This window comes from Flexibacter flexilis DSM 6793, from assembly GCF_900112255.1.
GTDB classification, from domain to species: Bacteria; Bacteroidota; Bacteroidia; order Cytophagales; family Flexibacteraceae; genus Flexibacter; species Flexibacter flexilis.
In genome coordinates this window covers 690,846-712,362 of the sequence record NZ_FOLE01000001.1, presented here as the reverse complement: position 1 = coordinate 712,362, position 21,517 = coordinate 690,846, and the positions used below count along the sequence as shown (strand labels likewise).

Here is a 21,517-nt window from a genome sequence, read left to right as displayed (position 1 = left end):
TTGTTTAATCAAATTTAATGGCTTTGATGGGTTGGATACTGGCAATAACGCGCGTAGGCAAAAGCAGCACCAACGCCGCTATGACGATGGTCATGACATTGAGTGAAAGTATCGGCCAAATATTCCATTCGATAGGCACGAAATACATGTAATAGTTTTCGGGGTCGAGGGGGATTATTTTGAAATAATATTGTAACGCACAGACTCCCAGCCCAATGACGTTGCCAAAAAGCAAGCCGCGTGCCGTGAGTTTCAGGCCGCTCCACAAGAAAATACCCCGAATCTGGGCATCTGTCGCACCTAAGGCTTTGAGTACACCAATCATGCGTGTGCGTTCCAGAATCATGATGAGCAGCGAGGATATAATACTAAAACACGCCACTACCGTAATGAGTACCAACAAAATATCTACGTTGCGGCCAATCATTTCCAGCCACTCAAAAATTTGGATATGTTGGTCTGTTACTTTGATGGCACTCATATAATAAGGCAAAAGATTGGCTACTTCGTTGTGGAGTTGCTCAAGTTGATCGAAATTTTTACCAAAAACCTCCACACCACTCGACAGCGAGTCTGGCCAAGCGTTGATTTGGCGCAGCATTCGGGCGTTGCCCAATACAATACTTTCGTCAAACTCTTCCATGCCCGTATCATAAATCCCGACAATCTGGACTTTGCGCAGGCGCGTAGGATTTTGCATAAAATACATGATTACCTCGTCCGAAGGTTTGAGCAGCAGCATATTAGCCAGTTTCTTGCTAATCACCACTTCCGTTACGTGGTTGGTGTCGGCGGTGTTGGGCAAGCGGCCTGCCGTCATGTTGGGGGCAAATGCTGGGCTATAAAAATTAGCATCTATGCCTTTTATCACAATGCCTTGCACGGCTTCTTTGGTTTTGAGTAAGGCCGGTTTGAACACATACGACTGCACCGCCGCCACGTCGGGTAAATGCTTGATAGCCGCCACACCTTTTTCTAAAGTGCTAATGGGCTGTTCTTCGTAATAATTATTGCCGTTGAAAGTGGTAACATTCAGGTGGGCAGCAAAGCTAAAAACCTTTTGGCTAATGTTTTGGCGGAAACCTTCCAACACGCCAAAGGCCACGAGCATCACGGCTACGCCCAAAGCGATACTACCCGTTGCGATGCGTATGACGGTAGCTGAGAAAGCGTGCGCATCCTGATTTTCAAGTCTTTTGGCAATAAAAAAAGAAGTATTCAAGGGCTAAATCAAGTTTGGATATGAGCAGATTGCAGCCCGAAAGTACGCCACAAGCAGCATTTGTGCAAGTTTGGGGGCAGGAGAGAGCCTTGTTGCATTTTTTTTGTGTATGGATTTATTTACTTATTCTAAGTATTTTCTTGTAAATTGTGATACGTTTTGTTTTAACACTAAAATTTAAAGTAGTGATGAAAATTGAAGAAAAAGATTGGCGAAAATATGAAAGAAGTATTTATGGCGCATTATCTAATGCTTTTGATGGTTGCTCCTTTGAATTTGATGATAAGATTTTTGGCAAGTATAGCAAAGAAGAAAGACAAATTGATATTGCAATTCGTGGAGAAATAGGAGGAAATAAAATTCTTGGAATAGTTGACTGCAAGTACTTTAGTAAAAATATTGATGTTAAGATTATTGAAGGATTTTTGGGCATGTTAGATGATGTGAAAGCTAATTTTGGTATAATTATTACCAATAACGGCTTTAGTAAAGCAGCCAAAAATAGAGCAATTCAAAAAGGTGTAAAATTAGAAATTATAGAGTTTGATAAAATAAATGAGATACAATTAGTATATGATTATTTTATAAATAAAGACATACATAATTTAGAATTATCTAAATACGAATTCTATCAGAGATGCACCCATAATAGTAGTTTCTTTGATAAAGAAAAATCTAATTATGAAAGCCGAATCATTATATTTAAGGAAGGTTTTGCCAATACAGAATATTATGCGTATAAAAAACTTATTCAAGAAAGTGCCAGATTATTTAGAGACTTTCTTGATCTGGAATATATAACAATAAAAATTCCAGCTAATGACGATAATCAGCGTAAAAAAATATATTCTGTAACTATTAAAAGAATTCAATTAGAGTTATTTTTAGAATTAAATTTTAAAAATTTGAGAGAAGATATTAGACTATGGCGTGGTGATTTTTTGTATAATAATCGTTTTACAAAGGAGATTATATATGATTTTGCCCGATTATATATAAAATCAGATCAACATTATAATTATGCAGATGATGTATCTTAGTGTACACTAAGATTTCTTTATAGTAGCCTAAATTCCTTATAGCTTAAATCCCCACCTATCAATAATCTACCCAAAAATCCCTACCTTCGCGCGGCGTGTTTCGGCACGTATTCACTTTAACATCTTATTTACATAGAATATGAGTCTATTGGTAGTAGGCTCGGTGGCGTTTGATGCCATCGAAACTCCATTTGGAAAAACAGATAAAATTATTGGTGGAGCAGCCACTTACATTACGTTGGCTTCTACTTATTTCACCAAAAAAGCTAATTTGGTGGCCGTTGTGGGTGGCGATTTCCCTGCTTCGGACATTGCGCTTTTGCAAAGCCATGGCGTAAATACCGAAGGTTTGCAAATCCGCGAAAACGAAAAATCATTTTTCTGGTCGGGAAAATATCACAACGATATGAACTCACGCGATACGCTCGTAACAGAGCTTAACGTATTGGGCGATTTCGATCCGATTATCCCAGAAAGTTACAAAGACTGCGAATTTTTGATGCTCGGCAACCTTACGCCAGCCATCCAACGCACGGTGATTGAGCGTTTGCCAAAACGTCCGAAACTTATCGTAATGGATACGATGAATTTCTGGATGGATATTGCTTGGGACGATTTGATGCAAACCCTTTCGATGGTCGATGTACTTTCCATCAACGACGAGGAAGCACGCCAATTGTCTAAAGAATATTCGTTGGTGAAAGCTGCTCAAAAAATCTTGACAATGGGGCCTAAAGTCTTGATTATCAAGAAAGGCGAACACGGCGCATTGTTGTTCAACAAAGAGCAAGTTTTCTTCGCACCAGCTTTGCCATTGGAAGAAGTATTTGACCCAACAGGCGCAGGTGACACGTTTGCAGGCGGTTTTATTGGCTATTTGGCCAAAACTGGCGATATTTCTTTTGCCAACATGAAACGCGCTATTATTTACGGTTCGGCTTTGGCTTCTTTCTGCGTAGAAAAATTTGGCGTAGAGCGTTTGGCCAGCCTTACGGATACCGAAATTCAAGACCGTGTTCAGGATTTTGTGGACTTGGTTCAATTTGAAATTACAATAGACTAATCATCTGTATTTCAGATAAATAAAAAGGACTTCGGCGCAAAACCGTAGTCCTTTTTTGTTTGTGTTATTATGAAGATTTCACGCCTACGGCGTTTATTGTTTCGTCGGGCAATTATTCTATAAAGATACTAAGCCCAAAGGCTTTGGGTATATGAATTACAATTCGTTAGGATTGAAATCTTGGTAGCAACAACGAATATTAAATCAATTCTCAGCCCAAGGCTTTGGGTATATGAATTACAATTCGTTAGGATTGAAATCTTTGTAGCAACAACGAATATTAAATCAATTCTCAGCCTAATGCTTTTGGTATATGAATTACAATCCGTTAGGATTGAAATCTTTGTAGCAACAACGAATATTAAATCAATGCCAAGCACCGTCGGTGCGGCATCTGATTTTTATTTAATAAGCCTCGTAAACGGGTGCGGTTTGAAGTCTGATTTCAAAATCGCTGAGTATGTTCATGTAGTTGATGTAAGCGTCGTAGGGACTGGCATACGGCGAAAAGTTGTCGTGCACGGGGTTGCCCCAATAGCGCGTGGACATATAATAAAAATGGTCGGAAGTCTGCAATTTGCCCCATTCGTCCCATAGCTCGGAGTTACCGACGTGCGCTAATTGGTGTTCGAGGGCATAGAGTTGGCGCAAACAATCTTGTTGCATCAGGCCAGCCGTCCACGCCGCAAGGTCGCGGTTTTCGTCTGCCCACGAGATAGTTTCGCTTTCTTTCACCGAAAAAATGCCGTAAGGCTTGTGTATCTTGACGGCTTCGGCAGGTGTCCGAAACTTAAAATCGCGGTTGCCAATCACGGCAGCAGGCAAAGTCTCCAAAAAGTCAAAAATGCCTGTTTCGGCGGCTCGGTGTTCGCCAAAAGTTTCGTAATCCATGAAAAGCCCGATAGTGTCCGCAAATGCTGCTTGGCGATGTAACCAACCCGCGAATTTGTCGGCAGTAAGCGGATATTCTGCCCAACTTTTTTCCGTGAACCGAAAGGCAATATCATCCGAAAGTTGGCTGTTGCGCAGCAGCACAAAGGCTTCTTTTTCGGCTGATTGATAAAGTTTTATACTCGGATTCGCACCCAAAATGCGGCGTGCGTCCTCGGTTACGACGGTCGTAAAACCCAAGTTGGCGGCCATGCTCGCGATGCGGTCGTTGTAAATAAGTTCGGTGTTGCGGAAGGTCGTGGGCGTATAGTTAAAAAGGCGTTTGAGTATTTTTTTGTGCAAAAGCACTTGTCTTTCAAATTCGGTATCCGAATACAAACCCGCCAACGAATGGTAATAGGTTTCTCCGAAAAGTTCAACACAACCCGTTGCCACCAATTGCTTAAACGAATGCAAAACCGCAGGCGCGTATTTTTCCATTTGCTCCAAACAAATACCTGAAATAGAAAAACTTACTTTAAATTTTCCTTCAAATTGCTTGATAAGTTTCAGCAATAAAGCATTGGCAGGCAAATAACTTTTTTCGGCTACGCGCTGCAAATAATGATAATTTTGGTCGGCAGCTTCGTAGTGATGATTGTGGCCAATATTCATAAACGAATAATCGCGCAAACGGAAAGGTTGATGTACTTGAAAGTAAAGACAAACGGAAGCCATAGCAAAAATATTAAGCCCTATAAAAACATTTGACCCGACGCACACCTCCGCAAAGCAGTACGCATCAGGTCAAATATAAAGATTTTTGCACAAAATCGCAGCTAAATATTACGGAATATTTCTTTTGTTCAAAGTAAATATTGTTGTTGGTATTTATTGGAGATTGTACCCAAACTGGCGTAGTTTGTTTTCGCGGTCGCGCCAATCAGGTTCTACTTTTACGTGCGTTTCCAAAAACACTTTTTTAAGGAAAAACGCTTCCATTCCTTCTCTGGAAGTAATACCTAACTTCTTGATAGACTCGCCTTTATGCCCCAATAGAATGGCGCGTTGCGTGGCGCGTTCCACATAGATTTCGGCGCGAATTACTATCATATCGTCACGTTCTTTAAATTCCGTTACGACTACCTCGCAGCTATAAGGCACTTCTTTTTTGTACTGAACCAATATTTTTTCGCGAATAATTTCCGCCGCAAAAAAACGCTCGGATTTGTCCGTGAGTTGGTCTTTAGGGAAATACGGCGGGTGAAGCGGCAAATTGTTCATAATCATTTCCAACAATTTGTCCGTATTCGTGCCGTGCAGTGCCGAAATCGGGAGAATATGGTCGGCAGGAATTTTTTCGCGCCAATACGCCATTTTTTCTTCCACCTGTTCGGGCGTGGCTTGGTCTATTTTATTCACCAACAAAATAACGGGTACTTGTATGCGCGGAAGTTTGCGGATTACGTCGTCTTCGTCGTATTTCTCAAAAATATCCGTAACGAAAAGCACCACGTCGGCATCTTCCAGCGAGGTATTTACGAAACTCATCATGGATTTGTGAAGCTCGTATTTTGGCTGAATAACACCAGGGGTGTCGGAGTAAACTATCTGAAAATCATCGCCGTTGATGATGCCAAAAATTCTGTGTCGGGTGGTTTGGGCTTTGGACGTAATGATGGAAAGACGCTCCCCAATGAGCGAGTTCATCAGCGTAGATTTGCCTACGTTGGGTTTGCCGATAATGCTGACAAAGCCTGCTTTGTGTGGCGTGCTTGAAGTTGCCGAATCTGTCATATTTTTTGTACGAATCAAAGATGCGCCTGCGTGTCAGGCACATTTGCAGCGCAAATTTACGAAGCCTTCGGCAATTATCCCATTATCGCGCCTTCGCAAAAGCTGTATTAAATTTTTTTTAGAAAAAAGTAACAACAATAATTGTATGTACAATTAAATTGTTTTACCTTTGCTCAAACTTCAGGAGGAATTTGTTATGGAACGTCGCCGTTTTATTCGCAATACAATTTTATCTGCAATTTCTATGCAAACATTAGGTGATTTGAGTCGCTGGGCGGATGAGCTTACGGCTTCTGATTTGATGCCCGCGATGTTCGTGGGACACGGTAGCCCCATGAACGCTATCGAGAATAACGAGTTTACGAAAACTTGGCAAAAAATGGGCAAACAATTGCCGCACCCCAAAGCGATTTTGTGTATTTCGGCCCACTGGGAGACGAAAGGCACGTTCGTGACGGCGATGGCCAAACCCAAAACCATTCATGATTTTGGCGGTTTCCCGAAAGCCTTGTTCGATGCGCAATATCCTGCGGCTGGTTCGCCAGATTTGGCGGCACAAACCGTCGCGGCTGTGCATAGCACAAAGGTTACGCCTACGCAAGAATGGGGACTCGACCACGGCGCATGGAGTGTATTGTTACCGATGTTCCCGAAAGCGGATATTCCTGTAATTCAGTTGAGTATAGATTACTCTAAACCACCAGCTTACCATTACGAATTGGCGCAAGAGTTGGCCAAATTGCGTAAAAAAGGTGTGATGATTGTGGGTAGCGGTAACATTGTGCACAACTTGGGAATGTTGCAATGGGGCAACCCGACGGGCGGCTATGATTGGGCTGTTTCTTTCAACGAAAAAATAAAAAAAGCGGTTAGCTCAGGCAATCACGACGACGTAGTGAATTACCAAAAATATGGCCGCGAAGCACAACTTTCCGTTCCGAGCAACGAACACTTTATGCCGTTGGTGTACGCGCTTGGCGTGCAACAGAAAAATGAGAAAATTTCGTTTTTTAATGATACCCCAAATTTCGGTTCACTGACCATGACGTCTGTGCTGATTGGTGGCTAAAAATTACAAATAATTCGTTTGGTTATACACTGATCATCAGTAAAAAGCCCTTGTCCGTTTGTTGGCAAGGGCTTTTCTTTTGGGGTAATTTATTGATTGTATAACTCGTAATATTCGTCGGCCATGCGGGCAGAATCGAAATACGGCATTACGTCGCGCATACTGTTTTTCACAATTTCGAACCATTGGTCGGGCTTGTCGTAGTAGAGCGGCAAAATATCGTTTTCGAGCATATCCATTAGGTTTTGATTGTCGAAATTGTCTTGCTGGTCAATGGGTTGGCGCGTGTCGGCAATCGGCAACACGAATGCATTTTCGCCATGACGCGCAAATTCAGGAATCCAACCGTCGCTAATGGTCAGGTTTACAGCACCGTTCATGGCCGCCGACATACCACTTGTGCCAGAGGCTTCACGCGGACGGCGTGGCGTGTTGAGCCACACATCAGCTCCTTTTTTGAGCAAAGACGAAAGCCCTAATTCGTAACCCGTCAGCACGGCACAGTTGGGCAAATGTTTGCTGCTTTGTACCAGATGATTGAACAAACTAATGGCGTTGTAGTCGCTCGGATACGGTTTGCCTGCCCACACGATTTGAACTTTCTTGTCGGTTTGGGAAATGAGTTTGTTGAAACGTGTAATGTCGCGTTTGATAAGGTCGGCGCGTTTGTATTCGGCAAAGCGTCTTGCCCACACGATAATAATTGCGTCTTTGTCAAACATCTTGCCCGTTTGGTCGGCGATGAGCTGAATTAGGCGTTTTTTGAGGTGCTTTTTGCGGTGCTTGAGGCGGTCGTCGTCGCCATCGGCTAAGGCTTCGTTCATGGCTTTATCTGACCAGTAAGTACTGTTTTGAGAATTGGTAATGGCTTTAATCTCACAAACGCCTACATAATTTTTCCACATTTCGCGCGAAACGCGTCCGTGCAACTGCGAAACGCCGTTGGCCACTTTCGCAAAACGCAAAGCCACTAAACTGTGGTTGAACATTTGGCCATTTTCGCCCGTAATGGCGCGCGCCTCGTCGAGAGAAAGCGAACCAAAAAAGCCCATTTTATCCAACAAAAAGATGTCGTGCTCTTCGTTGCCTGCTTTTTCGGGCGTGTGTGTGGTGAATACTAATTTTTGGCGAATTGCGTCGCTGCTTTGCCCTAATTGGTTGTACAAATGAAAAATAAGTGGCAATGCGTGCGCTTCGTTCATGTGATAAATTTCCGCGCCGCCCAACGCCTCAATTACTTTTGCCCCGCCGATGCCCAACACGATATTTTGGGCAATGCGTGCCGCTGTGTCTGCGTCGTAGAGTTTGTAGGTGATGGTTTGTGCCAAATAATCATTTTCGGGAATGTCGGTCGTGAGGAAAAACAAAGGCGCAGTCCCAAAAACATGCGGCGGCAAATACAAGGCTTTGACGTACACTTGATGTTTGTTGATATAGACAGGTACCATAATGCCACTGTCTTCCAAGAAGCTATAAATTTTTTCTTGAAACAAAACCCCCATAGAGTTGTCGGCGTTGCGCACTTGGTCGTAGTAGCCAAATTTCCACAAAATGCCGATACCAATTACGTTTTGTTTGAGGTCGTAGGCACTGTGCATGTGCGAGCCAGCCAAAAAGCCTAAGCCACCCGAATACGTTTTGAGGGCTTGGTCAATGGCATATTCCATCGAAAAATAAGCAACACGTTTGCTGTATTTCGGATTGATGGGGTAGGGGTGTAGTTTGTTTGCATCCATGATGTAGAATTGATGTTAAGCAGTGAAGAATTGCCCAAACTTAAAAAAAATATTAGACCAAAAACAATACTATTTCTTTTCTATGCAAACGTTGCCGCTAAATGTGCTCGCAGAAACCTAATGCAGTGTTATATTGAATCGCTGTGCGGGTGTTTTCTTTCCCAAATCATTTATTGTTTTACTTTTGTGTTTTTCAACCAAACTTCAATCTACCATGAAAAAATACGCATATCTTTTCGGTCTGTTGATGTGTTGGGGTGTACAAACAGCCCAAGCGCAGCTTTACGATTGTCCAGAAGAAATTTTTCCACGCCAAGACAAAGCCACCAAACTTTGGGGTTATAAAAATTTTATGGGCGAATGGCGCGTACCTGCCACTTTCGTAAAAGCGTATAGTTTTGAGGGAAAAAACGCCATTGTTATTCAGGGCAAACAATACGGAATTCTGAATTGCGAAGGCCGCCTTGTAGCCACTGGCTACGATGAATTTGCTTCATTTATTTTTGGAAAAGGTTGGGGCAAAATCGGGGGTAAATGGGCTTTGGTGGACGACAAAGGCCGCCAACTCATCGCGCCGACGTATTCGCAAATCAAAGAAATTTCGCCGCGAACAGGTTCGCTCACGTGGGTAGAAAAACAAGAAAAATGGGGTTTGATTTCTAAAGAAAATGGCCGTTTTATTATTCCACTCGAATACGATTCGTATTTGAACCTCTCGGATAGTGCCGCCATCGTGCGCCAAGCCAACACGTTTCGGGTGATGGAATATGCACGCGGTACGGTGGTGCAAGATAACATTTCGGCGGTGCTGCCGCTGGGCGGCAATCCAGCTTTGTATGCTTTTCGTCGCAACGGCAAATGGGGCGTGATTAATAGTTTTGCCAGTTTGGTAATGCCCATAGATGCCGATACGGTTTGGCGTTCGGGCAACCATTTGTACATCAAGCAAAACAATAAAACAGGCGTGCGTACTTTGCGAGGTCGCGACGTGATTTTGTGTGAATACGACGAAATTACGCCATTTTCGGAAGGTTTCGTGCGCGTGCGAAAAGGCAATTTGTGTGGTTTGGTATCTCAAAAAGGCGAAATAGCCGTACCCGTACAGTATGATGCCGCCGAAGCCGTACATAATCAACAAACCATTCTCCGAAAAAACAATACTTACGGTGTGTGGAATGTGCGCACCAATCAGTTTGTCATTCCGCTGAGTCAGCAACTTATACAGCGCAACGACAAATACGAATTTTATGCGGTAACGACCGAAAACAAAGCCTTTTTCACGGGGCTGGACGGCAAAAAATTGAATCAAGAAGCCTTTGACAGCATTTATGTAAACGACGACATTACGCGAATGCGCGTGCGCGATAAAGGCCGCTTTAAGTTCTATAATGCCCAACTTTTGCGCTATGCGTCCGAACTGAATTTTGAACAGGCACAGCCATTTGTGGGCGATTTTGCTTGCGTAAAAAACAACGGATTTTGGGGCGTAATCAATGCGCAAGGCGTGCAAACTTTGCCGTATAGTTACGAGGAAGCTCCCGTTTATTTGTCGGTGGCGGGTGTGAATAAACAATTGCTCAAGATAAAAGAAAAAGGCAGTTATGGCGTAGCTGAAGCAACTGGAAAACTTTTATTGAATGTTCAATATCAGGAAGTTGTGCCGTCGGAGCAAAAACTTTTCAAAGTAAAACAATCGGACAAATGGGGTTTGGTGCGCCTGAATGCAGAGCCAGTAGTTGAGCCGACGTATTCGCAAATGAGCAATGGCCAAGACAGCCCAGCGGGTACGCCTGAGTTTCCTGCTATCGTCAAGAAAGGCAAAAAAGTAGGCTTGCTCAATGCCAAAGGCGAACAAGTTTTTGAGGCCGAAGCCGAAACCTTACAGTTTTTGGGCGATGGCGTGTACGGCTATGTGTCCAAGCAAAAATGGAACTTGGTAAACGTACAGGGTAAACCCGTAGAAGTATCTGGAATTGAAGAAATTAGACCGTTTTCAGAGCATTTGGCCGCCGCCAAAAGCGCAGGAAGATGGGGTTTTGTAACGGCCAACGGCCAATGGCAAATGCAACCACAATACGAAACCGTGACGGATTTTAACGGCAAGTCGGCTTACGTACAAACCAATGGCAAATGGGGCGCAGTGAACCGCAACGGTAAATTTTTGTTGCCTGCCGAATACGACGGTTATGAAGTGTTAAGCAACGGCACACGCCATTTGATTAAGAAATAAAAGCCAAAAATAAACCGCAGCTTCTTTGGGGAGGCTGCGGTTTTAAACTCAGATGAACTTGGATGCAGGTTTGAGAAATTAACCCATTTGGTAAAAACATTTGTCCAAAACCAGTTGGTAATGGCCGCTATACTGTTCATAGCACCAATGTTTTAAGTCCTCGATGTCTTGAGGAAGTAAACGGGCGATTGCTTTACGCAATTCTTTTTCAAATAAGTGGCGGTCAAAACTTACCTTTTGTAAGATTAATTTAACGTAATTTAGCATGGCTACACAATGTTTAAAAAATGAGCAGACAGATTTTGTGATTGAAAATTATACAATAAAAACGGAATTTGCAAGTACCTTATTATATATTTTTTAATTTTACCCCTATATACTTAAAAAATATTCACGAAATATATAGTTATTATTCTTTTTGATAGTATTAAAATTGTGTATAAATGATTGATAATCAAAAGTTTAAGTTATTGTTTGTGTGCTTTTTGTGGCTTTGTTCTTGGCCGCTATGTGCGCAAGAAATTTCTGTCCAACTTGGTAACAAAAACATTGCACTTAACGAAACATTTACCATTACGTTAAGCATAAGTAACGACGAGATTAAAAACCATAGTACATTTCCTGATATTCAGGGTTTTACTAAGGTGGGTGTTTCGTCTAACACTTCCACCACGATTATAAATGGCGATATGTCGTCCACGCATAGCGTAACACAGTCTTACATTCCGCAAAAAGAGGGGCGATTTAGGCTCAAATCCTTTACCATGCAAGTAAACGGGCAAACCTTACGTTCGCAAGGAGATGTAATTGTTGTCAGTGCGCCGCGCGAACAGCAACAAACGGACCCGTTTGCTTACGACCCTTTCGAGGATATTTTTCCGCGCCTGCCACAGGCTGCTGCCAACCAAAAAGACGACGCATTCTTTTCTATTTCTGCCAACAAAAAAGAAGTATTTGTGGGAGAAGGCCTTAATGTCGTGATTTCGTTTATTGTGGGGGAAAATAACAGCACTGATTTGCAATTCTATAAACTAGGTGAGCAGTTGGCCGAAATTGTCAAGAAAATTAAACCCAAAGATTGTTGGGAAGAAAATTTTGGCATAGAAACCATCGAAGGTGTCCCCGTGAACATTAACGGCAAACGCTATACCGAGTACCGAATGTATCAGGCTACTTATTTTCCGCTTAATACAGAGCCTATTCGATTTCCGTCGGCGGCTTTAAAGATGGTCAAATACAACCTTGTTGCGGGAGGTGGGCTTTTTGGGCAAGCGCAAGAGGAGTTTAAATCCTTTGTAAGCCAGCCAGTTGTCGTAAAAGTGAAAGAGTTGCCGCCGCACCCGTTGCGCAATAGCGTGCCTGTGGGCAATTATCGCCTCGACGAAACGTTGGGCAAAACGGCAGTACAAACAGGTCAAAGTATTACTTACGAATTTAAAGTACGTGGCGAAGGAAATCTCTCCTCGCTTAATGCCCCCGAAATGTTTACGACAGCCGCTATGGATATTTATCCGCCCAATGTGCGTCAAGAAATTTCGAGAAATTTTGGACGTGTAACAGGGGTTAAGGCGTTCTCTTACAGTATTTTACCAAAAGAAGCAGGTATATTCAAACTCTCCGACGTGTTCGGGTTGGTGTTTTTCAATCCCACTACGGCGCGTTATGATACGCTTCGCCCCAATGCCTCTTTTACGGTAACGGGTGCGAGCAAACACGACATGGACGTACAGCAAATAGAAGCGGATGGATTTTATAACCGAATACTCGAAGTAAGCAATAAATTACGCAGTACCGACCGCGAAGAGCAGCTCAAAGTCTGGGCTAATGTCGTGTTATTGGCCATGCTTTCTATTACCATTTTTTTCATTTTTAAGAAAAAACGCCAAGCATAATGATAATTGGATTTGATGCAAAAAGAGTATATAACAATTTTACGGGATTGGGGAATTATTGCCGCACTTTGCTGCACAATTTGGCCGAATTTTACCCTGGAAATGATTATTATTTATATACGCCGCGCACACGCCACACTGCCGAAACAGCCGAGTTTTTGACTAACCGTAATTTTAAAAATAAATTACCCAAAACAAAACTTAAATCACTGTGGCGCAGCTTTTTGATTAACCAAGATTTAAAAAAAGATAAAACCTCTATTTATCACGGCTTAAGCCACGAAATCCCGTTTAGGATTCAGAAAACGGGCATTAAAACAGTGGTTACAATTCACGACCTTATTTTTAAACATTATCCAGATACTTACGGCTTTATTGACCGCAGTATTTATGATATAAAGTTCAGATATGCTTGTGAAAATGCCGATAAAGTGGTGGCTATCAGCGAAAGTACAAAGCGCGATATTGTGCAGTTTTATGATATTGCACCCGAAAAAATAGAGGTTATTTATCAGTCGTTCAATCCATTATTTTTAAATAATTTATCCGAAATAGAAATAAAAGTGGTATTGCAGCAATACAAAATTCCGACGGATTATTTGCTGTACGTGGGTTCGGTGATTGAGCGCAAAAATTTGCTTACCATTTTGAAAAGTTATTTGCTTTTGCCGCCAGATTTGCAAATTCCGTTGGTCGTGGTGGGAAGGGGAGGAGCTTACAAAAAGCAGATGCAAGAATACGTGCAAAAAATCGGCATTGCTTCGCGTGTGATTTGGCTCGATAACTTGGATAATAATTATCATTTGCACGCGCTGTATTGCGGTGCGCAAGCCTTTATTTATCCGTCTGTTTTTGAGGGTTTTGGCTTGCCTGTCGTGGAGGCGTTATTGTCGCAAACGCCCGTGATAACATCCAATGTTTCGTCGTTGCCCGAAGCGGCGGGCAAACATTCGCTGTGCATAGAGCCGACCAATTTTGAACAAATGTCAGCAGCCATTAAGACGGTGCTGACCAATACGCCTATGCGTGAAAAAATGATTTTGGAAGGCCGAAAATACGCACTTGATAATTTTTCGGCGCAACACACCGCCCAACAGTTGATGGATTTGTATAAAACATTGAAATAAAATGTAGTAGATACGCACAGCTTGTGCGTATCTACTACATTGTTTTAGAAACAAAGCATTTTTACGGCAGTGGCGGCAGCTTCGTCGCCTTTGTTGCCGTGCTTTCCGCCTGCGCGGTCGAGGGCTTGTTGCTGATTGTCAGGCGTAAGCACTCCAAAAATAACAGGTTTGTTGTATTTGAGCGACACGTTCGTAACGCCATGCGCTACGGCAGAGCAAATAAAATCGAAGTGGCGCGTTTCGCCCTGAATCACGCAGCCCAAACAAATAACGGCGTGAATGCCATTCTGCTCGGCGAGCCATTGCGCTCCCAACGAAAGTTCAAAACTACCTGGAACATTTTTTCTAATAATCTGATTGTCAGGTACTCCGTACTTGCGTAAAGTTTCTACCGCGCCATTGTAAAGGGCTTCGGTTACTTCGCTGTTCCATTCGGCTACCACGATGCCAAACACGTAGTCTTTTACGGCTTCCGTGATATTTTTTTCTGAATATTGGCTAAGATTTTTGAGGTTACTGGCCATGTTCTTTTTTAGTTCTTGTGATGGGATTTTGTGGCGGCAAAGCTACCAAAAAACAAAAAGGATTAGCAACGAAGCTAATCCTTTTTTGAATATAAACTTTTGTATAAAGTCCGAATTATTGAGCCATTTGCTCAGCGCGAGCCTGATATTTTTTGGCTTCTGCTGCTTCTGCTGCATCAAAATACTTTGTTGTTACGGTGGCGTAAGTTTGCGCCGCGCCTGCAAAGTTGTTTTGTTTTTCTTGTGCCAAACCTAATTTAAGCAAATAGTTTGGTGTAAGATATTTGTTTGGAGCAAGGTCAGCCGCTTTTTTGTAGTTGGCTTCAGCTTCCGAGAAGCTACCTTTTTCCATATAAATATCACCCGTGATGCAGTAGGCGCGTGCTTGCAACAAATCATCTTTGCTGCTAAACTTGCCGATAGCTTCCAAAGCCTCATCTAATTTGCCTTGTTTTAGTTGAGCTACTGCGATATAAAATTCTGCCAAATTAGCGGCATCAGTTCCTGAATATTCGTCGGCGATGGCTTCTAAGCCTTGGCCAGTTCCGCCACCTTGCAATGCTTTTTTCAATGAATCAGCTTCAAAAGCATAAACGGCTTGGAACATTTCTTTTTGTGCTTCTTCGTTTTGGGTTTTCTTATAATTATAAAAGAAGAATAACCCCGCTACAACTACCAGCACCCCAGCAGCAATACCGCCTACCAAATTTCTATTTTTCTCCAAAAATTCCTCTGTTTTCTCGAAACGCTCCGAAAGCACTTCGGGATTTTCCATAAAAGTTGGTTCAGTTGGGAATATGTCGTTCTCGGTTGATGCTTGCTTGTTTACCTCTTCGTTAGGTGTTTTTTCCAGTTTCATGAGCGAATTTTATTTTAAAGACCGCAAAACTAAAGGATTAGCACCAAAAAAACAATCCTTTAGGGCGGGCTTTTCTGTTCATTTTTTTATACAAATAATAATTGCATGAATGTTATTGTTTCTTTTTTGATTGTATATGTTTGATTACTAGTATTTTGAGTGTTTTATGCAAACGTTAGCCTGCTCGAAAATTATTTTGAGTGTAGGTGAAATTATATTCTTTCGCGTAAGAATTGTTTTGGTATAATACAAACGATTTCATGTTGCTTGTAAATGCTTCGTTATCAAATGAATAAATGCTTTTTGTGTATAATAATTCTTTTCTGTAAAAATATTTTATCTTTTTTGGGTAACAGTTACGTGAAGTTCAGATAAAATAAATACTTTTGCGGCTCAAACTCACAAGTTGCGTTATGTCCTCTGTCAAAATCTTTTCGGGAACAGCTTCCCACTACTTATCAGAGAAAATCGCCCAATTTTATGGCCAACCATTGGGTGCTCTGACTGTTCAAAAGTTCAACGACGGAGAAATCTCTCCTAACTTTAACGAATCGGTGCGCGGTGAAGATGTTTTCATCATTCAGTCCACCTTTCCACCCGCCGACAACCTCATGGAGCTGCTTTTGCTTATAGATGCAGCCCGTAGAGCTTCCGCCAAGTATGTTACGGTAGTGTTGCCTTATTTTGGGTACGCTCGCCAAGACCGCAAAGACAAACCTCGTGTAGCCATTGCTGCCAAATTAGTAGCCAATTTGCTTTCGGCTGCTGGTGCTGACCGCCTGATGACTTGCGATTTGCATGCGGGTCAGATTCAGGGTTTCTTTGATTTCCCTGTGGATCATCTGGACGGTTCGGCAGTTTTTTTCCCTTACGTTAACTCGCTGAAACTAGATAATTTTATCTTTGCAGCCCCAGACGTAGGAGGTGTGGCTCGTGCTCGTAACTTTGCCAAGCATTTTGCTGTGGAAATGGTTGTGTGCGACAAACATCGCAAACGCGCCAACGAAATCGCTTCGATGCAAGTAATCGGTGATGTAGAAGGTGCAGACGTAATTTTGGTAGATGATATGGTAGATACGGCTGGTACGCTTTGCAAAGCCGCCGAAATTCTCAGAGACAAGGGTGCTAAATCCGTAAGAGCCATTTGTACACATGCGCTTTTGTCGGGTAAGGCTTACGAAAATATCGAAAATTCAGCCCTTGAGTCTTTGGCCGTAACAGATACGATTCCGCTTCGCCGCGAGTCGAGCAAAATAAAAGTGCTGACAGTGGGCGAACTTTTCGCAGAAGCGATCAAACGCGTACACGGACACGAATCTATTAGCTCGTTGTTCCTGTAACATTCCAAAAGTGAAAGTTGTGAAACTTTATTTATATATTTTCAATCTTATTTTAACAAAATTCTAATGAAATCAGTAGAGATTATAGGGTTTAAAAGAGCAAATCTCGGCAAAACAGAAGCCAAAGCTTTACGCCTTGAAAGCAATGTTCCATGCGTATTGTACGGCGGTAACGAACAAGTACACTTCTATGTGCCTGCTATCTTGTTCCGTGACTTGGTTTACACGCCAAACGCTTACACTGTAAGTCTTAACGTAGAAGGCAAATTGTTTGATGCAATCCTTCAAGACATTCAGTTCCATCCAGTTAACGACATGATTCTTCACGCTGACTTCTTGGTTCTTGACCCAGCGAAAGAAGTAAAAATGAACGTGCCTGTAAGAGTAGAAGGAACTTCAGTAGGTGTACAAAAAGGTGGTAAACTTTCTGTAAAACTTCGTAAATTGACTGTAAAAGCTTTGCCAGCAGCTCTTCCAGATTTCGTAACAGTAGATGTTTCGGCTTTGGATTTGGGTAAAACGATCAAAGTTGGTCAAGTGAAAGCGGAAGGCTTCGCAATTTTGAACGCTCCAAACATTCCTGTGGTGAGCATCGAAATTCCTCGTGCCCTCAAAAACGCAGCAAGACAATAATTTTCACATTTGTAAATATTTGTCAAAAAAAGCAGCTTCTTCGGAGGCTGCTTTTTTATTTTGGAGTGATTGGGGAAAGTAAAGAATAGGTTGATTTTGCTATAAAGATTTCAATCCTTACGGATTTATTGGGCTTCATCCCAAAGCCTTTAGGCTTGGTAATCTTTGTAGTAATAAGTATTTGGGGACGAAAAAACGCCGTAGGCGTGACATCTTCAATTACCTGAATTGGGATTGTTTTACACCATTAATTACAAATGATTTCTACTGTTTTATAAATTCTCTCCTTGGACAAAACCTTCGTGTACGCCAAAAAAACGCGCTTTTTCGCCCAAATGTGCCAGCAATGCGCGGCTTCGTTCGGGGCGTGCGTCGGTGATGAAAATTTGACCAAAAAACGAATCAGCCACCATTTGCAGCAGTTGCCCGATGCGCAACTCGTCGAGCTTGTCAAAAATATCGTCCAACAACAAAATTGGTTTGTGGCCTGTGGCCGCTTCGATGGCCTCAAACTGCGCGAGTTTGAGCGCAATCAAATACGATTTTTGTTGGCCTTGTGAGCCGTATTTTTTCAACGAAAAATCATTTATCTGAAAAACGTAATCGTCGCGATGTATGCCGTGCGTGCTGCGTTGCAACTGCGCATCTTTGCCCAGTGCCGCCCAAAAATCGGTGGTTGGGTTTTCGGCTTGCCATTGCGACTCGTAGCTAAGGCGCACAATTTCACGGCTTTGCGTGAGACGTGCGTAATGTTTTTGGAAAAGTGGTTCGAATTTTTGTAAAAAATCTTGTCGTTTGTGATAAATTTTTTCCGCCAGCTCCAGCAGCGGTGCGGAATAGGCTTCGAGCAAATCGCGGTCAAAATAATGACGTTCGGCAAACTGCTTGAGCAAACTATTTCTTTGCAACAAATAATGATTGTAAGCCAGCAGGTTATGCAAATAATGGTTGTCGGTTTGGGCAATGATGCCATCAAAAAATTTGCGACGTTCCTCGCTGCCTTCGCGGATTACTTGCGTGTCGTCGGGGGCGATAAGCACCACAGGAAAGCGGCCAATATGTTCCGTAATTCTCTCGTAAGGAATTGTGTTACAGGAAAGTATTTTTTTTTCGACAAGGCTATACGCACACCGAACGGCGTGTTTTTGGGCAGTATCCACAAAGTCGCCGTGAATCATAAAAAAATCGTGACCTTGCCTGATGTTGGGCAAGTCGGTTTTATGAAAGGCACTTTTGGTCAGTGAAAGATAATAAATGGCATCTAAGAGGTTGGTTTTGCCGCTTCCGTTTTCGCCTGTCAAGCAGTTGATGTGTGGCGAAAACGAAAGCCGACATTCCTCATAATTTTTGAAATACAATAACTCCAGCGACTCCAGATACATTGATTGTCAGAGGCTTGTTGGTTATTCTTCTGTTTCGTCTTCTTCCTCGTAAGTGAGTTTGGAAGCGTTTTCCGATGGTTTTTTCACCATTTCCAATAGTTTTTCGATGCGTGCAGCTTCTTCGGCAGTGTCGTCCACATAAAAACGCAATTCGGGCACAATACGCACTTGGTTACGGATGCGTTTGGCCAATTCTTGGCGAATAATCTTGTTTTTTTCGTTGATTTCGGCCAGCAATAATTGCGGATTTTTGGCCAGCAAAAAGCTCAAATATACATATACAACACTCAAATCTGGGCTTACGCGCACTTTCGTAACGGTAATGAACGCACCCCCGAAATGATGTTTGGCATCGCGTTGGAAAATCTCGCCCAAATCGCGTTGGAGCAGACGGGCGTATTTTTGTTGTCTTTGGGTTTCCATTGTCTTCTTCTTGAATTGGCCGCAAATTTAGCGGATAATTCCCAATAATGTGGGCTTATGGGTTAAAATTCGTATGCTTGCGGCTATTGGTTTGATAAATAAAACTTTGCACCTTTGCAGGGTGTTGCCTGTACAAAAGTTGCAACTCATGTTTTCCTTTTTTTCTGTAAAACAAATATGACAGAAGCAAAATTCAATTATTATAACGCAGAGAAAGATATTACGCTCAAAGAATATGGCCGTAATATTCAGAATTTGGTAGATAGCATCGTAGAAACGCCCGACCGCGACAAACGCAACCGATTGGCTCGCACGGCTATCGAACTCATGCGCCAACTCAACCCCAGTGTTCAAGAAAATACGCAAGATTATACCCAAAAACTTTGGGACGATTTGTTCATAATTTCGGGTTTCCGTCTGGACGTAGATTGTCCGTACCCTAAGCCCGAAACAGATGTTTTGTTCAAACGCCCCGAACGCATGAGTTATCCGTCTGGACGTATTCGTTACAAACATTATGGTCGCACGGTAGAATCTATGATTCAGAAAGCCAAGCAGTTAGAGACAGAAGAAGAGCGTAAAGCCGCAGCCGTGGCAGTAGGTAAGCTCATGAAAATGTTCTACAAAACTTGGAATAAAGAAAGCATTGAAGATGCCGTGATTTTGGAACAATTGGAGCACATGTCCGAAGGCGTGCTGACGCTTACGCTCGAACAAGTGCAACGCGAAAGATTGTTCGATATGGACAAGCCAAAATATGTTTCGGGTGGCAGTTACTCTAACCGCAACCACCAACAACGCAAACATCAGGCTGGCCACAACGGACGCAAAAACAACAACAATAACAACGACCACCGCAACAAACGTAAATAGTTGCGCATAAGATTGCTACACAGCAATTCCACTGAAACAAATATATTCTACATCAAACTATCAATTTTTTGGTCTAAATGGCTTCTTTTGAAATTATTGGCGGCACACGCCTACAAGGCGAAATCGTGCCACAAGGTGCTAAGAATGAGGCACTACAAATTATTTGTGCGGTCTTACTTACGCCTGAGCCTGTTACGATACACAACATCCCCGACATTCGGGACGTAAATAAACTCATTGAGTTGATAGGGCATTTGGGCGCGAAAGTCGAGAAACTTTCCGCTGATTCGTACCGCTTCGAGGCCAAAGACGTGGATTTGGCATATATGGAAAGTCCAGAATTTGCCAAAGAAGCAACCGCTTTACGTGGCTCAATTATGATTTTGGGGCCATTGTTGGCGCGTTTTGGTCAGGCACGTATTCCCAAACCAGGAGGCGACAAAATCGGTCGTCGTCGTTTGGACACGCACTTTTTGGGCTTGGAAAAATTGGGCGCAAAATTCAACTACAATTCTAAAGATGGCTTCTTTTATATAGATGGCAGCCATTTGCAAGGAACGTATATGTTGTTGGATGAGGCCAGCGTAACGGGTACGGCTAATATCCTGATGGCTGCTGTGTTGGCCAAAGGCACGACTACCATTTACAATGCGGCTTGCGAACCGTACATTCAGCAACTTTGCAAAATGCTCAATTCGATGGGCGCGAAAATTTCGGGTATTGGCTCGAACTTGCTCACCATCGAAGGGGTAGAAGCTTTGGGCGGAACGGAACACAGAATGTTGCCCGACATGATTGAAATCGGTAGTTTCATTGGCTTGGCTGCTATGACAGGCTCTGAAATTACGATTAAAAATGCGGCTGTAAAAGAATTGGGCATTATTCCCGAAATCTTTGGACGCATGGGTATCAAAATCGAAATCAAAGGCGACGATATTTTTATTCCACAACAATACAAATATGAGTTAGAAACGTTTATCGACGGTTCTACGCTGACCATCGCCGACGCGCCTTGGCCGGGTTTTACGCCCGACTTGCTCAGTATCGTGTTGGTAACGGCCACGCAAGCCAAAGGAACGGTTCTTATTCACCAAAAAATGTTTGAAAGCCGTTTGTTTTTCGTGGATAAACTCATTGACATGGGCGCACAAATTATCCTTTGCGACCCGCATCGCGCTACGGTGATTGGTCTTGATCGTCGCGTGCCTTTGCGTGGTATCCGCATGACTTCGCCCGATATTCGCGCGGGGGTGGCTTTGCTCATCGCGGCACTTTCGGCAGAAGGCACGAGTATCATCGACAATGTAGAGCAAATCGACAGAGGTTACCAATACATTGACCAACGACTTAACGCACTTGGTGCAAAAATCCGTCGCCTGTAATATTCTGATTTTCTTGTGTTTAGATAAAATAAAAACGACTACCGAAACAAATCGC

Annotated in this window: 19 protein-coding genes; 10 read left to right on the top strand and 9 right to left on the bottom strand. The window is 42.8% G+C overall.

The features are described from left to right. Positions 1 to 4 precede the first annotated feature (4 nt). Positions 5 to 1,222, bottom strand: coding sequence for an ABC transporter permease (locus BM090_RS03120; RefSeq protein ID WP_091507159.1), 1,218 nt, complete (start codon positions 1,220 to 1,222; stop codon positions 5 to 7). Between the two features lie 188 nt (positions 1,223 to 1,410). Between BM090_RS03120 and BM090_RS03115 the strand changes: the two genes are divergently transcribed. Next, positions 1,411 to 2,262 carry a restriction endonuclease gene (locus BM090_RS03115; protein ID WP_091507156.1) on the top strand — a complete coding sequence of 284 codons (852 nt, stop codon included), beginning with the start codon at positions 1,411 to 1,413 and terminating at the stop codon, positions 2,260 to 2,262. A gap of 139 nt (positions 2,263 to 2,401) precedes the next feature. Then, positions 2,402 to 3,325, top strand: a complete 924-nt coding sequence (locus BM090_RS03110) for a PfkB family carbohydrate kinase (RefSeq protein ID WP_091507152.1) — start codon at positions 2,402 to 2,404, stop codon at positions 3,323 to 3,325. Positions 3,326 to 3,730: 405 nt separating this feature from the next. Here BM090_RS03110 and BM090_RS03105 read toward each other — a convergent pair whose 3' ends face one another. After that, a complete protein-coding gene (locus BM090_RS03105; RefSeq protein ID WP_091507148.1) occupies positions 3,731 to 4,933 on the bottom strand; it encodes a glycoside hydrolase family 57 protein in 1,203 nt (400 codons plus the stop codon). A 153-nt stretch (positions 4,934 to 5,086) separates the two neighbouring features. Continuing rightward, positions 5,087 to 5,992 carry a GTPase Era gene (era, locus tag BM090_RS03100; RefSeq protein WP_091507830.1) on the bottom strand — a complete coding sequence of 302 codons (906 nt, stop codon included), beginning with the start codon at positions 5,990 to 5,992 and terminating at the stop codon, positions 5,087 to 5,089. 244 nt (positions 5,993 to 6,236) lie between these two features. Here era and ygiD point away from each other — a divergent pair, with 244 nt between their 5' ends. Next, on the top strand, positions 6,237 to 7,061 hold the full coding sequence (ygiD, locus tag BM090_RS03095) for a 4,5-DOPA-extradiol-dioxygenase (RefSeq protein WP_245756671.1): 825 nt from the start codon (positions 6,237 to 6,239) through the stop codon (positions 7,059 to 7,061). 89 nt (positions 7,062 to 7,150) lie between these two features. Here ygiD and glgP read toward each other — a convergent pair whose 3' ends face one another. After that, positions 7,151 to 8,797, bottom strand: a complete 1,647-nt coding sequence (gene glgP, locus BM090_RS03090) for an alpha-glucan family phosphorylase (RefSeq protein WP_091507141.1) — start codon at positions 8,795 to 8,797, stop codon at positions 7,151 to 7,153. A gap of 214 nt (positions 8,798 to 9,011) precedes the next feature. Here glgP and BM090_RS03085 point away from each other — a divergent pair, with 214 nt between their 5' ends. Beyond that, on the top strand, positions 9,012 to 11,027 hold the full coding sequence (locus BM090_RS03085; protein WP_091507138.1) for a WG repeat-containing protein: 2,016 nt from the start codon (positions 9,012 to 9,014) through the stop codon (positions 11,025 to 11,027). A 78-nt stretch (positions 11,028 to 11,105) separates the two neighbouring features. Here BM090_RS03085 and BM090_RS03080 read toward each other — a convergent pair whose 3' ends face one another. Continuing rightward, the gene (locus tag BM090_RS03080; protein WP_091507135.1) at positions 11,106 to 11,294 is read right to left on the bottom strand and encodes a hypothetical protein; all 189 of its coding nucleotides are present in this window, start codon (positions 11,292 to 11,294) and stop codon (positions 11,106 to 11,108) included. A 176-nt stretch (positions 11,295 to 11,470) separates the two neighbouring features. On the opposite strand from BM090_RS03080, the gene BM090_RS03075 reads away from it, so the two are divergent. After that, entirely contained in the window at positions 11,471 to 12,919 is a 1,449-nt protein-coding gene (locus BM090_RS03075) for a BatD family protein (RefSeq protein WP_091507131.1), read from the top strand. Further along, positions 12,919 to 14,046, top strand: coding sequence for a glycosyltransferase family 4 protein (locus tag BM090_RS03070; RefSeq protein ID WP_091507125.1), 1,128 nt, complete (start codon positions 12,919 to 12,921; stop codon positions 14,044 to 14,046). Before BM090_RS03075 ends, BM090_RS03070 begins: the two co-directional genes overlap by 1 nt. 44 nt (positions 14,047 to 14,090) lie before the next feature. Here the strand turns inward: BM090_RS03070 and ribH are convergent, their stop codons facing one another. Further along, positions 14,091 to 14,570, bottom strand: a complete 480-nt coding sequence (gene ribH / locus BM090_RS03065; protein ID WP_091507121.1) for a 6,7-dimethyl-8-ribityllumazine synthase — start codon at positions 14,568 to 14,570, stop codon at positions 14,091 to 14,093. 115 nt (positions 14,571 to 14,685) lie between these two features. Then, complete coding sequence (locus BM090_RS03060; RefSeq protein WP_091507118.1) at positions 14,686 to 15,429, bottom strand: tetratricopeptide repeat protein; 744 nt, start codon at positions 15,427 to 15,429, stop codon at positions 14,686 to 14,688. Between the two features lie 413 nt (positions 15,430 to 15,842). Between BM090_RS03060 and BM090_RS03055 the strand changes: the two genes are divergently transcribed. Then, positions 15,843 to 16,769 carry a ribose-phosphate pyrophosphokinase gene (locus BM090_RS03055; RefSeq protein ID WP_091507115.1) on the top strand — a complete coding sequence of 309 codons (927 nt, stop codon included), beginning with the start codon at positions 15,843 to 15,845 and terminating at the stop codon, positions 16,767 to 16,769. Positions 16,770 to 16,835: 66 nt separating this feature from the next. Beyond that, a complete protein-coding gene (locus tag BM090_RS03050) occupies positions 16,836 to 17,402 on the top strand; it encodes a 50S ribosomal protein L25/general stress protein Ctc (RefSeq protein WP_091507112.1) in 567 nt (188 codons plus the stop codon). 272 nt (positions 17,403 to 17,674) lie between these two features. Here the strand turns inward: BM090_RS03050 and recF are convergent, their stop codons facing one another. Further along, positions 17,675 to 18,784, bottom strand: coding sequence for a DNA replication/repair protein RecF (recF, locus tag BM090_RS03045; protein WP_091507110.1), 1,110 nt, complete (start codon positions 18,782 to 18,784; stop codon positions 17,675 to 17,677). A gap of 21 nt (positions 18,785 to 18,805) precedes the next feature. Further along, the gene (gene rbfA / locus BM090_RS03040; RefSeq protein WP_091507107.1) at positions 18,806 to 19,207 is read right to left on the bottom strand and encodes a 30S ribosome-binding factor RbfA; all 402 of its coding nucleotides are present in this window, start codon (positions 19,205 to 19,207) and stop codon (positions 18,806 to 18,808) included. A gap of 177 nt (positions 19,208 to 19,384) precedes the next feature. Between rbfA and BM090_RS03035 the strand changes: the two genes are divergently transcribed. Together BM090_RS03035 and murA are read left to right on the top strand one after the other, a co-directional pair. Continuing rightward, entirely contained in the window at positions 19,385 to 20,080 is a 696-nt protein-coding gene (locus BM090_RS03035; RefSeq protein WP_091507105.1) for a DUF4290 domain-containing protein, read from the top strand. Positions 20,081 to 20,157: 77 nt separating this feature from the next. Further along, complete coding sequence (murA, locus tag BM090_RS03030; protein WP_091507102.1) at positions 20,158 to 21,462, top strand: UDP-N-acetylglucosamine 1-carboxyvinyltransferase; 1,305 nt, start codon at positions 20,158 to 20,160, stop codon at positions 21,460 to 21,462. Positions 21,463 to 21,517: the final 55 nt, after the last annotated feature.